The organism is Methylobacterium indicum (assembly GCF_017347565.1).
In the GTDB taxonomy this organism is placed as follows: domain Bacteria; phylum Pseudomonadota; class Alphaproteobacteria; order Rhizobiales; family Beijerinckiaceae; genus Methylobacterium; species Methylobacterium indicum.
In genome coordinates this window covers 3,424,080-3,439,073 of the sequence record NZ_AP024145.1, presented here as the reverse complement: position 1 = coordinate 3,439,073, position 14,994 = coordinate 3,424,080, and the positions used below count along the sequence as shown (strand labels likewise).

Annotated in this window: 14 protein-coding genes; 8 read left to right on the top strand and 6 right to left on the bottom strand. The window is 71.5% G+C overall.

What is annotated here, in order from left to right; translation table 11 throughout:
* The first annotated feature begins 6 nt into the window (after positions 1-6).
* Positions 7-936, top strand: a complete 930-nt coding sequence (locus miv_RS16115; RefSeq protein WP_048461482.1) for an alginate O-acetyltransferase AlgX-related protein — start codon at positions 7-9, stop codon at positions 934-936.
* A 63-nt stretch (positions 937-999) separates the two neighbouring features.
* The gene (locus tag miv_RS16110) at positions 1,000-1,974 is read left to right on the top strand and encodes a glutathione S-transferase family protein (protein ID WP_207177806.1); all 975 of its coding nucleotides are present in this window, start codon (positions 1,000-1,002) and stop codon (positions 1,972-1,974) included.
* A gap of 7 nt (positions 1,975-1,981) precedes the next feature.
* On the opposite strand, the gene miv_RS16105 is transcribed toward miv_RS16110, so the two are convergent.
* Positions 1,982-3,283 (bottom strand): NAD(P)/FAD-dependent oxidoreductase, encoded by a 1,302-nt coding sequence (locus miv_RS16105; RefSeq protein WP_207177805.1) that lies wholly within the window; start codon positions 3,281-3,283, stop codon positions 1,982-1,984.
* A gap of 111 nt (positions 3,284-3,394) precedes the next feature.
* Here miv_RS16105 and miv_RS16100 point away from each other — a divergent pair, with 111 nt between their 5' ends.
* Entirely contained in the window at positions 3,395-4,075 is a 681-nt protein-coding gene (locus miv_RS16100; RefSeq protein ID WP_207177804.1) for a nitroreductase, read from the top strand.
* Positions 4,076-4,118: 43 nt separating this feature from the next.
* Here the strand turns inward: miv_RS16100 and miv_RS16095 are convergent, their stop codons facing one another.
* Genes miv_RS16095 through miv_RS16080 form a run of 4 tightly spaced genes read right to left on the bottom strand, consistent with a single transcriptional unit; the run spans position 4,119 to position 7,987 of the window.
* Positions 4,119-5,327: an FAD-dependent monooxygenase gene (locus miv_RS16095; RefSeq protein WP_207177803.1), complete on the bottom strand. Its 1,209-nt coding sequence runs from the start codon at positions 5,325-5,327 to the stop codon at positions 4,119-4,121.
* Positions 5,328-5,337: 10 nt separating this feature from the next.
* A complete protein-coding gene (locus miv_RS16090; RefSeq protein ID WP_207177802.1) occupies positions 5,338-6,213 on the bottom strand; it encodes an SMP-30/gluconolactonase/LRE family protein in 876 nt (291 codons plus the stop codon).
* Complete coding sequence (locus miv_RS16085; RefSeq protein ID WP_207177801.1) at positions 6,210-7,220, bottom strand: aldose epimerase family protein; 1,011 nt, start codon at positions 7,218-7,220, stop codon at positions 6,210-6,212. The genes miv_RS16090 and miv_RS16085 overlap by 4 nt, the downstream gene beginning before the upstream one ends.
* A 41-nt stretch (positions 7,221-7,261) precedes the next feature.
* Positions 7,262-7,987, bottom strand: coding sequence for a FadR/GntR family transcriptional regulator (locus miv_RS16080; RefSeq protein ID WP_207177800.1), 726 nt, complete (start codon positions 7,985-7,987; stop codon positions 7,262-7,264).
* 193 nt (positions 7,988-8,180) lie between these two features.
* Here miv_RS16080 and miv_RS16075 point away from each other — a divergent pair, with 193 nt between their 5' ends.
* From miv_RS16075 to mmsB, 4 genes are all read left to right on the top strand, one after another.
* On the top strand, positions 8,181-8,939 hold the full coding sequence (locus tag miv_RS16075; RefSeq protein WP_207177799.1) for an SDR family NAD(P)-dependent oxidoreductase: 759 nt from the start codon (positions 8,181-8,183) through the stop codon (positions 8,937-8,939).
* A 413-nt stretch (positions 8,940-9,352) separates the two neighbouring features.
* Positions 9,353-10,417 carry a multiple monosaccharide ABC transporter substrate-binding protein gene (gene chvE, locus miv_RS16070; protein ID WP_207177798.1) on the top strand — a complete coding sequence of 355 codons (1,065 nt, stop codon included), beginning with the start codon at positions 9,353-9,355 and terminating at the stop codon, positions 10,415-10,417.
* A complete protein-coding gene (mmsA, locus tag miv_RS16065) occupies positions 10,417-12,000 on the top strand; it encodes a multiple monosaccharide ABC transporter ATP-binding protein (RefSeq protein WP_244748545.1) in 1,584 nt (527 codons plus the stop codon). Before chvE ends, mmsA begins: the two co-directional genes overlap by 1 nt.
* A gap of 9 nt (positions 12,001-12,009) precedes the next feature.
* Entirely contained in the window at positions 12,010-13,215 is a 1,206-nt protein-coding gene (gene mmsB, locus miv_RS16060; RefSeq protein WP_207177797.1) for a multiple monosaccharide ABC transporter permease, read from the top strand.
* Positions 13,216-13,482: 267 nt separating this feature from the next.
* Here mmsB and miv_RS16055 read toward each other — a convergent pair whose 3' ends face one another.
* A complete protein-coding gene (locus tag miv_RS16055; protein WP_089504159.1) occupies positions 13,483-14,343 on the bottom strand; it encodes a glycoside hydrolase family 25 protein in 861 nt (286 codons plus the stop codon).
* 202 nt (positions 14,344-14,545) lie between these two features.
* On the opposite strand from miv_RS16055, the gene miv_RS16050 reads away from it, so the two are divergent.
* Positions 14,546-14,989 (top strand): DUF488 domain-containing protein, encoded by a 444-nt coding sequence (locus miv_RS16050; RefSeq protein WP_207177796.1) that lies wholly within the window; start codon positions 14,546-14,548, stop codon positions 14,987-14,989.
* The last annotated feature ends 5 nt before the right edge of the window (positions 14,990-14,994 follow it).

Sequence of the window (14,994 nt, the reverse complement as noted above, 5' to 3'; positions counted from 1 at the left end):
GCGCCCATGCGCGACAGCACCGACATGGTCCATCTCGGCCGGGATGGCTGGCTCTTCCTGACCGGCGGCAGCAACCGGGTGCGGGAGCAGTACCGGGCGAGCCTGCCCGTCGCCTGGCGGCTGTGGCGCTGGCGCCGGCTGGTCGAGGCCCGCACCGCGAAGGCCGCGTCCCTCGGCCTCCGCGCCTTCCACGTCGTGGTGCCGGAAAAACTCAGCATCTACGACGACCGCCTCGACGGGCTGTCCCTCGACCCGGCGCTCTCCCCGGCCCGCCGGCTCGGCGTACGGCTCGCCCGCTCGCGGGTCGCCGGCTCCTGGATCGACCTCGTCGGCCCGTTGCGGGCGGCGCGCGACGCCGAACCGCCGCTGTATCTGCGCACCGACACGCACTGGAGCCAGGAGGGCTGCCGGCTCGCCTTCGGCGAGATCATGCGGGCGATGGGCGCGGTGCCGCCGGCCGACCTCGCCGGTCGGCCGTTCCACGACCATGACGGGGTGCGCGACCTCGGCGCCAAGCTCGACCCGCCGTGGCGCGAGACGATGCGGGTGCACGAGGTCCAGCGCGACGCCGTGCGGGTCTTCGCCAACCCGCTCGTCGAGGGCCACGAGGCGCGGGGCACGGCGGCCGACCTGCATGTCGGCGCCCACGTGGTCTTCCGCAACGACAGCCCGGCCGCCGACCCGCGGACCCTGATGCTGTTCGGCGATTCCTGCTCGCACTTCCACCCGATCTTCCTCACCGGCCTGCTGGCCGAGAGCTTCCGCGAGCTGCACTTCGTCTGGTCGGCGAACCTCGACTGGGCCTATGTCGAGCGGGTCCGGCCTCATCTCCTCCTGGTCGAGGTGGCGGAGCGCTTCCTCGCCCGGGTGCCGACCGACCGGTTCGACGTCGCGGCCGAGGGCGCGCGCGCCTTGGCCCCCGTCCCCACGGCCTGACCCCGCCCATTGCGGTGCCGGAGCGCCGCCCCACCTTCGGAGGCGACGGGTGAGGAGGGCACGATGGGGCTTCTGGTCGACGGCGTCTGGCACGACCAATGGTACGACACCAAGGAGACCGGCGGGCGCTTCGTGCGCAAGGACGCGGCCTTCCGCCACTGGATCACCCCAGACGGCGCGCCGGGGCCGAGCGGGGAGGGCGGGTTTCCCGCGGAATCCGGGCGCTACCACCTCTACGTCTCGCTCGCCTGCCCGTGGGCGCACCGCACCCTGATCGTGCGGGCGCTGAAAGGGCTCGAGGATGCGATCTCGGTCTCGGTGGTCGATCCGCTGATGGGGTCCGAGGGCTGGGTGTTCGGCGAGAGCCCGGGAGCGACCCCCGATACCGTGAACGGCGCGACGCGGCTCTACGAGGTCTACCTCAAGGCCGACCCGCACTATTCCGGCCGGGTCACCGTGCCGGTCCTGTGGGACAAGGTCCGGGGCACGATCGTCTCGAACGAATCGGCCGAGATCATCCGGATGCTAGGCGCCGCCTTCCCGGGCGGGCCGGACCTCTACCCGGAGGACCTGCGCGCCGAGATCGACACGGTCAACGCCCGGGTCTACGACCGGGTCAACAACGGCGTCTACAAGGCCGGCTTCGCCACGACGCAAGCGGCCTACGCGGAGGCCGTGACGGCGCTGTTCGCGGAGCTCGATGCTCTCGACGCCCGCCTCGACCGCTCACGCTACCTGGTCGGCGACCGGCTGACCGAGGCCGACATCCGGCTGTTCACCACGCTGGTGCGGTTCGACCCGGTCTATGTCGGGCACTTCAAGTGCAACCTGCGCCGGATCGCCGATTATCCGAACCTTGCGCCCTATCTGCGCGATCTCTACCAGACCCCCGGCATCGCCCCGACGGTGAACCTCACCCACATCAAGCGGCACTATTACGAGAGCCACGGCACCATCAACCCGACCGGCATCGTCCCGCTCGGACCCGTCCTCGATTACGACGCGCCGCACGGGCGGGCCGAGCGGTTCGGGGGATAGCCGGCGCTCAGCCCGAGGCCGGACCCGGTCGCCGCCCTTCCGCGAGATGCACCGCCTGGGCGCCGACCTCGTAGGCGAGTTCCCGCGCCGTCCGGAATCCGATCGGCGTCGGGTCGGTCACCGGGAGCGGCAGGTCGGATTCCGCGATCCGGCCCGCCACGAGGTCGGCGAGCACCGCGCCGAAGGCGGTGCCGGGCGCGATGCCGCGGCCGTTATAGCCGCTGAAGCCCACCACGTTGCGGGCGAGCCGGTGGAAACGCGGCAGGGCATCCGCCGTCATGCCGATCCGGCCGTACCACTCCGATTCGAACGGCACGTCGGCGGCCTGCGGAAACAGCGCTCGCAGGGTGCGCCGGGCCCAGGCGCGGTGGATCGCCGTCCCGGTCCCGCGCAGGGCGCCGACGCTGCCGATCACCAGCCGCCCGGCGGCGTCGAGGCGGAACGAGGTCAGGACCGGCTTGGTGTCCCAGGCGCCCTGGCGCCCGGGCAGGATCGTGCCGCGCAGGTTGTCGCTCAAGGGTGCGGTCGCGATGTTGAAGTAGGGCAGGTGGGCGATCTCCGCCCGGATCTCCGGCCAGGGCGCGCGCGTATAGGCGTTGGTGGCGACGATCACCCAGTCGGCGGTCACGCCGCCCGCCGGCGTCGTCACGTGCCAGCGCGAGCCGGTCTCGGTCGCGCCGATCACCGGGCTGCCGGCATGGATCGTCACCCCCGTTCCCAGCGCCGCCCGGGCGAGGCCCCTTGCATAGGCCAGCGGCTGGATCGTGCCGGCGCGCTCGTCGAGGAGGGCGCCCGCATAGGCCCGCGTTCCGGTGAGGCGGGCCGTCTCGGCCGCGTCGAGGAGGCGCACCGGCGCCCCGCGGGCCTGCCACTGCCGGGCCCGGTCCGCGACGTCGGCCAGGCCCTTGGCGCCGACCGCGCAGTGCAGGGTCCCGGCCCCTTGCGCCTCGCAGGCGATGCCGTGCCGGGCGACGAGATCGAACACCCGGCGCGGCGCGTCGCCGAGGAGCGCGAGCAGCCGCTCGCCGCGCTCGCTCCCGAGGGCGGCCGGCACGAGGTCGGGCTTCACCCACAGCCCCGCATTGACGAGGCCGACATTGCGCCCCGAGCCGCCGAAGCCGACCGTCTCGCCCTCGAGCACCACCACCCGGGCGCCGGCTTGCGCGAGATGGAGAGCCGCCGACAATCCGGTATAGCCCGCCCCCACCACCGCCACGTCGGCGGTGGTCTCGCCGCGCAGCGCCGGCATGTCGGGAGCCGGCGGGGCGGTGCGCGCCCAGAGGCCGTGCGAGCGGGGATCGGTGGTCACGGGGCTGTCGGGTCCTGGCATCGGTCCGGCACCATGCCCCATCGGGTGGTCCGGCGCCACGGCTGGCGCCGGAGCCGGACCGGCCTAGACTTGCCCTCCAGGGAGGCCCGCATGACCGAATCCAACGCCGTGGACGCGGCGATCACCAGCCGGCGCAGCGTCCGGGGCTTCCGGCCCGATCCGGTGCCGACGGCGACGATCCGCGACCTCCTGGCGCTCGCCGGCCGCGCCCCGAGCGGCAGCAACATCCAGCCCTGGAAGGTCCATGTCGTCACCGGCGCCGCCCTCGCGCGGCTGACCGACGCCCTCTCGGCCGCGCACGAGAGCGACACGCCGGAGGCGCGAGAATACGAATATTATCCGGTGACCTGGCGCGAGCCGTATCTCGGCCGGCGCCGGGCGCTCGGCTGGCAGCTCTACGGGCTCGCCGGCATCGCGAAGGGCGACACGGCGGGCGCCAGGCGCCAGATGGGCCGCAACTTCACGTTCTTCGGCGCCCCCGTCGGCCTCGTCTTCACCATCGACCGCGACCTGGAGCAGGGCAGCTGGCTCGACTACGGCATGTTCCTCCAGACCCTGATGCTCGCCGCCCGCGGGCGCGGCCTCGACACCTGCCCGCAGGCGGCGATCGCGAGCTATCCCGGGGTGGTGCGGGGGCAGCTCGGCATCCCGGAGAGCGAGATGGTGGTGTGCGGCATGGCGCTGGGGTTCGCCGACCCGGAGGAGCCGGCGAACCGCCTGCGGGCGGAGCGGGAGCCGGTGGAGAGCTACGCGGTGTTCCACGAGGGGTGAGCGGACGCCCGGCCCCGTTCATCCCAGCGCCGGTCCGCCATCGTCAGACGGTCACATGATCCCGTGCATCCTCGTACCGCGACAGGTCCGGCTCGGCCGAACGCCCACCGAACAGCCTACCCGCCACCCGGCGAAAGGCCGGCCGACTCGCCGTGCGCAAAACCGCGTGCAGTGCGCGGATGCCGGCCTGGGTTCGCGGATGCATCAGCCGCGGCGCGATCTTCGGCACGCCTTGCGCCTCCTCGACCATCGGGCGCATCGCCCGCTCATAGGCCGTGAAGGCGGCCGGGACGTCGCCGGTGCGGGCGAGCTCGCCCGCGAGCACCCGCGCCCCGGCGATGGCCAGGGTGGCGCCGATGCCGGCAAGCGGCGTGACGCACCAGGCCGCGTCGCCGGCGAGGGCGACGCGGCCGCGCGACCAGCGCGGCATCCGCACCTGGCGCAGCACGTCGAAGTAGACGTCGTCGGCGGCGTCGAGGGCCGCCAGCACCCGCGGCGCCTGCCAGCCGGCATCGCGGAATCGCTCGCGGAGAAAGGCCTTTTGGCGGTCGCGGTCCCAGCCCTGCGCCTCGGCCAGCGGACCATGGACCGACAGCATCGCCCGGGTGGTGCCGTGCGGGTCGGGGCGCAGCGACAGGCTGCGACCGCCGGGCGCGTTGTACCAGCGCCAGAGCCGGTCGTCGTCCGGGGTGCGGGGCACCGTGAAGTAGGCGATCGTCAGATCCATCCAGCGTGGATCGTTCTCGCCCGGGAACACCCGCTCGCGGGTCGTGGAGCCGACGCCCTCGGCGACGACCACCGCGTCGTAGGCGGCCGTCTGCCCGCCCGCGAAGGTGACGGTCGCGGCCTCCGCGCCGTCGTCGATGCGCTCGACCACGTCGCCGAAGCGGAAGGCGGCGTGGGGGCGGGCCGCCGCGAAGAGCAGGCGCGCGAGGTCGCCGCGCAGGATCTCCATCTCGGCCGTCGGGCCGTCGCCCTCCATCTCCCCGGTCATGAAGCGCGCCCGGGGACGGCCGGCGGCATCGACCCAGGCGGTGCCCTCCTCGCCGGTGCCGCGGTCGAGCGCCGCCCGCTCCAGCCCCATCTCGCGCAGGATCCGGCGGCCGATTCCGCGGACGTCGACGTTCTGGCCGCCGTCACGGAAGGCGGGGGTACGCTCGACCACCGTGACGTCGAACCCGGCGCGGCCGAGCCACCAGGCCGCGGTGGTGCCGGCGATGCTGGCGCCGGTGATCAGGATGCGGCGAGCCATGCGCTTGACCCTATTCCACCCGCACCACGGGCTCGAACCGCCCCTTCACCTTCACCGGCACCGTGAAGGTGCGCCCGGCGAAGCGGTCGTCGGTGCGGTCGGGGTCGAGGCCCTCGGTGGCGGAGGTCACCACCAGGGTGTCGGCATCCGGCCCGATGAAGGCCGGGCAGGTCACCTGGCGGGCCGGCATGGCGAGGCTGCGCACCCGCGTGCCGTCGGGGGCGTAGGCGTCGAGGCTGGCCCCGCCCCAGCGGGCGTTCCAGACCAGGCCCTCGGCATCGATCACCGCGCCGTCCGGCGCGCCCTCGGAGGCCGGGACCTGGACGAAGACATGTCGGTCGCCGACCGGCAGGCCGGTCGCCGGATCGGTGTCGATGCGCCAGATCGTGCCGGCCTCCGAATCGGCGAAGATGGCGCTCGTGCCGTCGGCCGTGAACGCGATGGCGTTCGGGATGGTGAGGCCGGTGAACAGGGTCCGCATCGCGCCGCGGAAGAACCAGTGGATCGCGCCGTAGCCTCTCTGCGCCTCCCGGCCCATCGTCCCGAGCCACAGGGCGCCGCAGGGGTGGACCCGGCCGTCGTTCGAGCGGGTCTCCGGCCGGTCGGCCTCGAGCGCCGTCAGGAGCCGCATCCGCCCGGTCGCGATGTCGCGCAGGTAGAGCCCGTCCTCGGCGCCGAGCAGCAGGGTCGCATCGTCGACCCGCGCCACCATCGAGGCCATCACCGGCAGGTCGTGCAGGGTGGTGACGCCGCCCGAGAACGGTCGCTCGCACAGGTGCTTGCCGAGGATGTCGAGCCAGTAGAGCCGGCCGAGGCCGGGATGCGCCGCCGGCCCCTCGCCGAGGATGCAGGCGCGGTCGCAGAAGATGCCGGCCCAGCCGCTCATCGGGCGGTCTCCTTCGTGAACCGGTACGCGATGATCTCGCGATAGGTCTCGCCGGGGCGCAACACCGCGCTCGGGAAGCCCGGATGGTTCGGCGCGTCGGGAAAGGCCTCGGGCTCGAGGCAGAGCCCGCTGCGGGCGGCGAAACCCAGGCCGGCCTTGGCGAGGTGGGTGCCGTCGTAGAACTGCACCGCCGGCGCGGTGGCGAGCACCGTCAGCGCGAGGTCGCTGCCCGGTGCCGTGACCCGGCCGACGGGGCGCGGCTCGGCGGCGGAGTCGCGCCCGAGCACGAAGGCATGGTCGAAGGCCCGGTCGCCGATCCGCGTCGCGCGGCGCAGGTCGAAGCGGGTGCCGGCGACCGGAGCGACCGCGCCGGTCGGGATCTGGGCCTCGTCGACCGGCAGGTAGGACTCGGCCGGGATCTCGATCGCGTGGTCGTCGATCGGCGGGGCGGGGTGCCCCTCGGGCGGCAGCATCAGGTTGAAGTAGCTGTGGTTCGTCAGGTTGACGATCGTCGGCGCGGTGGTCGCCGCCGTGAGGGTGAGACGCAGTGTGCCGGGCGCGACGATGGCATAGGTGCAGGCGACCGCGAGCGCCCCGGGATAGCCCTCCTCGCCGTCGGCCGACCGGTAGGTGAGGGTGAGGCTGCGCGCCCCGGTCTCGGTGAAGGTCCAGTTGCGGCGCGAGAAGCCCCGGGCCCCGCCATGCAGGTGGGTGCGGCCGGCCTCGTTGCGGGGAAGCTCGTGGGTCACCCCGTCGAGGGTGAAGCGCCCGCCGGCGATCCGGTTGGCGAAGCGCCCGACGACGGCGCCGCATTGCGGGGTCTTCTCCACGTAGTCGTGCGGGTCATCGCGCCCGAGCACCACCGGGCGGCCGTGGACGTCGAGCCGGCGGATCACGGCGCCGAGGCTCAGGATCGCGACATCCAGCCCCTCGCCGGACAGCCGCGCCTCCAGGATCGGGCTGCCGTCCGGCATCGTGCCGACGGGGACGGGCGCTCTGTCGGTCATGCGGATGTCCTGATGCGAGCCGGGGTCGGGGCGGGTCGGTCTTAAGGGTAGGGCGCCCCGGGCGCCCTCTCCACCGCCGCCGCGCTGTTGCGCAGGCCGTCACGCACCACCACCTCGGTCGCCGCGGCGGCGGCGGGCGGGTCGCCGGCCCGGATCGCCGCCGCGATCGCCGCGTGGGCTTGCCAGGCGACGGCGTGCTCCTGCGGGTCGGTGGGCCGGCTGAGCTGAAAGAGCACCGCGAGCGCCGCCTCGGTCACCGCGCCGACCGAGTGCATGAAGACGTTGCCGGAGGCGTCCGCCAGGGCGAGGTGGAAGGCGAGATCGGCCCGCGCGAAGGCCGGATCGAGCCCGGCCGCCGCCCGCGTGGCGGCGACGCAGGCGTCGAGCCGCTCGAGGTCGGCGGCCGTCCGGCGCTCCGCCGCCAGCGCGGCGGCGGCCGGCTCGACCGCGAGGCGGATCTCGGCGAGATCGCGCAGGAAGCGCGCGTCGATGCCACCCTCGATCGTCCAGGCGAGCACGTCGCGATCGAACAGGTTCCAGGCCGCCCGCTCGCGCACCCGCGTGCCGACCCGGGTCCGGGCTTGCAGCAAGCCCTTGGCCGACAGGGTCTTGATCGCCTCGCGCAGGAGCGTGCGCGACACGCCGAAGCGCGCCAGCAGGGCCGGCTCGCCCGGCAGCGCCTCGCCCTCGCGGTAATCCCCGGCGACGATGCCGGTGCCGAGCATGCGCGCCACCCGGGCATGGCCCGGCCCCTCGACCCGGCCCATGTCGGGCCTTCCGGACAATCTCTTGCGCGAAATCGCCGCGGCCCCACTCCCATCCACGGTTGCGCCCTCCCGGTGAGTGTCGGCCTCTTGCCCGCGCGTCAGGAATCCGCGATAAGGGCCGGACCGCTGCAATAATCATATTAAATGATTTACGGCGCGTCGAGCGGACCGACGGGCTTCGAGGGAGGAAGCGGTGGCGGCAATCTATCCGGACCTGGCGGGCAAGGTCGTGGTGGTGACGGGCGGCGGCTCCGGGATCGGGGCGGAGCTGGTCCGTCATTTCGCCCGGCAGAAGGCCCGGGTCGGTTTCCTGGACATCGCGGACGAGCCCTCGCGGGCGCTCGCCTCCGAGCTGGAGGGGGACGGCCTGTCGGTCGCCTTCGAGCATGCCGACGTCACCGACATCCCGGCGCTGAAAAGCGCGATCGGCCGCATCCGCGACCGGTTCGGCCCGGTCGACGTGCTGATGAACAATGCCGCCCACGACGAGCGCCACGCCACCGAGGAGGTGACGGAGGCCTATTGGGACGGCCGCATCGCGGTGAACCTCAAGCACCAGTTCTTCGCGGCGCAAGCCGTCCTGCCCGACATGAAGGCGAAGGGCGGCGGCGCGATCGTGAATTTCGGCTCGGTCTCGTGGATGATCGGCCAGGGCGGCATGGCCGCCTACACCGCCTGCAAGTCGGGGGTGATCGGCCTGACCCGCTCGCTGGCGCGGGATTTCGGTCCCTTCAACATCCGGGTCAACGCGCTCGCGCCGGGCTGGATCATGACCGAGCGCCAGCTGGCGCTGTGGGTGACGCCGGAATCGGATGCCGAGATCAACGCGCGCCAGTGCCTCAAGCGCAAGCTGGTGCCGGCGGATGTCGCGCGCTTCGCGGTGTTCCTGGCTTCGGAGGAGGCCGGGGCGTGCACCAACCAGCATTACGTCGTGGATGGCGGGTGGGTGTGAGGGTGTCCGCAGCCGAACATGGCGCGGGTTTCCCCTCTCCCCGCGGGCGGGGAGAGGGCTTCACCCCCCTCGTCGGGGGTGAAGCAAGCCCGCAGGGCGGGGGTGAGGGGGAGGTGCCGAATGTGGCTGCTCCGGAAACACCCCCTCACCCTCGCTCCGGCTTTGCCTCCGCTTGCCGACTACACGACAAGGTGTAGTCGGCCCTCTCCCCGCCCGCGGGGAGAGGAGGGAACCCGCGCCATGTCTTGTGTCGGTTAGCCCCGAGCCTCCCCCAGCGGAAGTATCAGGCCGTTCCCACGCACCAGCCACACGACAGAAACACCAACCCCGGCAGATGAGCAGGCCACAATCCTGCCGGGCCCCCACTCACCGGCAGCCCCGCGCGAGGAAGACGCGGGGATTTGGGAGGAACCATGAAGTCGTTCGTCGCCCTCATCGGCGGAGCCCTGATGGCTGCCGCGCTGCTCGCAACCCCGGCTGCCGCCCAGCAGAAGGGCAAGGTCGGGGTGTCGATGCCGACGAAGTCCTCGGCGCGCTGGATCGCCGACGGCCAGGGCATGGTCCAGGCGCTCAAGGCCAAGGGCTACACCGCCGACCTGCAATACGCCGAGGACGACATCCCCAACCAGCTGTCGCAGATCGAGAACATGATCGCGACGGGCGCCAAGGTGCTGGTGATCGCGGCGATCGACGGCACCACCCTGTCGGACGTGCTGCAGCAGGCGAGCGACCGTGGCATCAAGGTCATCGCCTACGACCGCCTGATCCGCGGCTCGAAGAACGTCGATTACTATGCCACCTTCGACAACTTCCAGGTCGGCGTGCTGCAGGGCAGCTACATCGTTGACAAGCTCGGCCTCAAGGACGGCAAGGGTCCGTTCACGGTCGAGCTGTTCGGCGGCTCGCCCGACGACAACAACGCCTACTTCTTCTACGACGGCGCGATGTCGGTGCTGAAGCCCTACATCGATTCGGGCAAGCTCACCGTGCCGAGCAAGCAGCTCGGGATGGACAAGGTCTCGACCCTGCGCTGGGACGGCGCGGCGGCCCAGGCCCGCATGGACAACCTGCTCTCCGCCTTCTACGGCAACAAGCGCCTCGATGCGGTGCTGTCGCCCTATGACGGCATCTCGATCGGCATCATCTCGTCGCTCAAGGGCGTCGGCTACGGCTCGTCGGACCAGCCGATGCCGGTGATCACCGGCCAGGATGCCGAGATCCCCTCGGTCAAGGCGATCATCCGCGGCGACCAGAGCATGACGGTGTTCAAGGACACCCGCGAACTCGCCAAGGTCACGACCGACATGGTCGACGCGATCTCCACCGGCGGCCAGGTCCCGGTCAACGACACCAAGACCTACAACAACGGCGTCAAGGTGGTGCCGTCCTACCTGCTGAAGCCGGTCACGGTCGACAAGTCGAACTGGGAGAAGGTCCTGGTCGACAGCGGCTACTACAAGGCGTCGCAGGTTAAGTGATGGCGGGGTCCCCGGCCCTCGCGGTGGCGCCCGGCGCATCTCCGATCCTGGAGATGCGCGGCATCACCAAGGCGTTCCCGGGCGTGAAGGCGCTCGACGACGTCACCCTCGCCGTCCGCGCCGGCGAGATCCACGCCGTCTGCGGCGAGAACGGGGCCGGGAAGTCGACCCTGATGAAGGTGCTGAGCGGGGTCTATCCCGCCGGCTCCTATGACGGCCGCATCCTGTTCGACGGTGAGGAGCGGCGCTTCTCGGGCATTCCCGACAGCGAAGCGCTCGGCATCATCATCATCCACCAGGAGCTCGCCCTGGTGCCGCTCCTGTCGATCGCGGAAAACATCTTTCTCGGCAACGAGGCGGCGTCGCGCTTCGGGGTGATCGACTGGCCGCTCGCCATGGCGCGCACCCGCGAGTTGCTGGCCCGGGTCGGCCTCGACGAGGCGCCCGAGACGCTGGTGACCGATCTCGGCGTCGGCAAGCAGCAGCTCGTCGAGATCGCCAAGGCACTCTCCAAGAAGGTGCGGCTCCTCATCCTCGACGAGCCGACCGCCTCCCTCAACGAGAGCGACAGCGCGGCGCTCCTCACCCTGCTCGAAGCCTTCCGGCGTCAGGGCATCACCTCGATCCTGATCTCGCACAAGCTCAACGAGATCGCCCGGGTCGCCGACAGCGTGACGATCCTGCGCGATGGCGCCAGCGTCGAGACCCTGCCGCGCGAGGCGATGCTGGGGCCGGACGGGCGGCTGAACGAGGACCGGATCATCAAGGGCATGGTCGGGCGCGACCTCGCCCACCGCTATCCGCCGCGGCAGGGCGTGACGATGGGCGAGCCGCTGCTCGAGGTGAAGGGCTGGAGCGTGCGCCATCCGCTCCATCCGGACCGGCTGGCGGTGGAAGACGTGAGCCTCACGATCCGCCGCGGCGAGGTCGTCGGCATGGCGGGGCTCCTCGGGGCCGGGCGGACCGAGTTCGCCATGAGCCTGTTCGGCGGCGCCTACGGCCAGCGCGTCGCCGGCGAGGCGCGGTTGCGCGGCGAGCCCGCCGATCTCCGCAGCGTCGAGACGGCGATCCGCTCCGGCCTCGCCTACGCCACCGAGGACCGCAAGGGCTACGGCCTCGTCCTGCACGAGGACATCCGCACCAACGTGTCGCTGGCCAACCTCGCGGGCGTCGCGGCACGCGGCGTCATCGACGAGGACCGCGAGCGGGCGGTGGCGGAGCGCTACCGCGAGCGCCTGCGCATCCGCTCGTCGGGCATCGACCAGGCCACGGTGAATTTGTCGGGCGGCAACCAGCAGAAGGTTGTGTTGAGCAAGTGGCTCTTCGCCGACCCGGACGTGCTGATCCTCGACGAGCCGACCCGCGGCATCGATGTCGGCGCCAAATACGAGATCTACGCGATCATCAACGACCTCGCCGCCCAGGGGAAAGGCGTGCTGATCATCTCGTCGGAGATGCCGGAACTGCTCGGCCTATGCGACCGCATCCTCGTCATGAACCGCGGCCGCATCGTCGGCGAACTCCCCGCCGCGGAGGCCTCGCAGGAGGCGATCATGCGGGCCATCGTCACCTCGGGAGGCTGAAGACCAACGATGAGCGACACCGCCACCCCCCTCGAGGCGCCGCGCCCGCCGACTCTCGCCGGCCTCAACGCCAAGGCCTTCTCCGGCTCGCTGCGCGACTACGGCATGATCCTGTGCCTCGTCGGCATCGTGCTCTTCTTCCAGTTCTTCACCGACGGGGCGCTGCTGCGCCCGCTCAACCTCACCAACCTGGTGCTGCAGAACAGCTACATCGTGGTGATGGCGCTGGGCATGCTGCTGGTCATCGTGGCGGGCCACATCGACCTGTCGGTCGGCTCGACCGCCGGCTTCATCGGGGCGCTCGCCGCGGTGCTGATGGTGCAGATGGGCCTGCATCCGCTCCTCGCGACGCTCCTCTGCCTCGTCGCCGGCGGGCTGATCGGCGCCGCGCAGGGGTGGTGGGTGGCTTACCTGCGCATCCCGTCCTTCATCGTGACGCTCGCCGGCATGCTGGTGTTCAAGGGCCTGACTCTGGCGCTGCTCGCCGGCCAGTCGGTCGGGCCGTTCCCGCCGGATTTCCAGAAGCTCAGCTCCGGCTTCATCCCGGACATCGTCACCGGCGGCTCGCTGCGGATCACCTCGGTGCTGGTCGGCATCGCACTGGCCCTCATCCTCGTCGGCTCGAACCTGCGCCGGCGGCTCGGCCAGCAGCGCCAGGGCTTCACCCCCGAGCCGGTCGGCGCCTTCGTGCTCAAGAACGGGCTCGTCGCCGCGGTGATCGTCGCCTTCAGCACCTGGCTCGCCACCTATCGCGGCCTGCCGAACGTCTTGATCGTGATGTTCGCGCTGATCCTGCTCTATCGCTTCGTCACCAGCCGCACGGTGATCGGCCGGCGGATCTACGCGCTCGGCGGCAACGAGAAGGCGGCCAAGCTCTCGGGCATCAACACCGAGCGCCTGACCTTCCTGACCTTCGTCAACATGGGGGTGCTGGCCGCGCTCGCCGGCCTGATCTTCGCCGCCCGCCTCAACACCGCGACCCCGAAGGCGGGCCTCGGCTTCGAGCTCGACGTCATCGCCGCCTGCTTCATCGGCGGCGCCTCGGCCTCGGGCGGCGTCGGCAAGGTCACCGGCGCGGTGGTCGGCGCGCTGATCATGGGGGTCATGAACAACGGCATGTCGATCCTCGGCATCGGGATCGACTACCAGCAGGTCATCAAGGGGTTGGTGCTGCTCGGGGCGGTGAGCATCGACCAGTATTATCGCAAGCGATAAGATCGGCGGGGCTCTGCGCTGGGCCCGCGTCACGCGCCGGTGATCGTATGCCCGAACTCGATGTCGAGACCGTTCGTCGGCCCGATGCGTGAGCATCTCGGGCCGATGATATCGCACGGGTGAGCCGATCTCGTCGGAAGGCGAGGGCCGTACCATCTCCCCGCCTCCTGGCATCGGTCAACGTCGCCGCCAAGGCATCCGGCGCATCGGCACCGGCGCCCGTTCGGGCTTGACCCCCGAACGGGTGCGCTCGACGGCGCGGCGGGCTCACTTGTCGGTGCAGAGCCCCGCGGCCGAGAGCCGGCGATGGTTGCGCGGGTCGCAATCGGTGGCCAGGAACGAGGCCCATTCGGCCTTGGTGCCGTAGAACGCGTTGCGGTCGACGTCGCCGCGCACGCCCGGCACCCGGCCGGTCGAAGTGAACTGCCACAGCATCCAGTCGCGGTTGACGTAGCGCTGCTCGGGCTCGGCCGCGGTGGAGCGGACCCAGTGCGGGTAGTCCGGCAGCTCGCCCTCCAGCACGTCCTTGTGGAAGGTGATGTCGGTGTAGATGATCGGCCGCTTGCCGGTATAGGCCTCCATCTCCCGCAGCATGTACTCGGTCATCGCGAGCGCCTGGGCCTTCGGCAGCTTCTTCGGGCAGAGCTGGGAATGCCCGTTCCACTCGACGTCGAGAACCGGGGGGAGGGCGGTCGGGTCGTTGGGGACGTTGCGCTTGAACCAGTCCATCTGGTCCTTCGCCGAGCGGCACCAGAACACGAAATGGTAGGCGCCCCGCGGCACGCCGGCCCGGCCGGCGCCGTCCCAGTTCTCGCGGAAGCGGTCGTCGACGTGGTCGCCGCCCTCGGTCGCCTTGATGTAGGCGAACTGGGTGCCGGCGCCCTTCACCGAGGTCCAGTCGATCGGCCCCTGCCACTTCGAGACATCGATGCCCTGGATCGGGTGCAGCTTCGCCTTGGCGACGCCCGGATGGGGCTTCGCGTCGCCCTTGGTGGGATAGAAATCCGCACCGCCGCCGGCGCAGGCCGCCAGCGTCGCGAGGCTCGCGGCCGCCAGCGCGCGCCGGCCCCACAGGACGCTGCGCGACAGGACGGAGGACCACGGGGCGGAGGGGATCGTCGACTCCATCGGCATCGGGGCGCGGCCTGACTTGACGCGGAACACTATGGCTATTCGATGCGGTGGGGCCGGTTAATGGAAGCTTGACGGAATTGGGACGGAATTTCGAAACCCGTGGCACCAAAGCCACGTAGGCCTAGCTCGCAGCTCGTCGTGGGGATCACCGTCGGGCATAAGCCTCGCTCGGAATTGACGTTTGTCGAGGCGCCGCGTGGACAAGGTTCTGTTTACCATCGGGTACGAAGGCGCCGATACCGAGCGTTTCGCCGCGGCCCTGCGCGACGCGGGCGTCGCGACCCTGGCCGACGTGCGCGCGGTGGCGGCCTCGCGCAAGCGCGGCTTCTCGAAGAGCGCGCTCGCGGCCGGGCTCTCCGAAGCCGGCATCGGCTACCGGCATCTGCGCGGCCTCGGCACGCCGAAGGCCGGCCGCGAGGCGGCCCGGGCCGACGATGCCGCGCTGATGCGCCGGATCTACTGCGAGGAGGTGCTGGAGACCGGGGCGGGGCAGACCGCCCTCGACGAACTGGCGGCTTTGGCCGAGGCCGGGCCGACCTGCCTGCTCTGCTTCGAGCGCGACCCCGCGCGCTGCCATCGGCGGATCCTGAGCGATCGGCTGGCGGGGAGGGGGTTCGCGGTCGTCGATCTGTTCGCGTGAGTCGG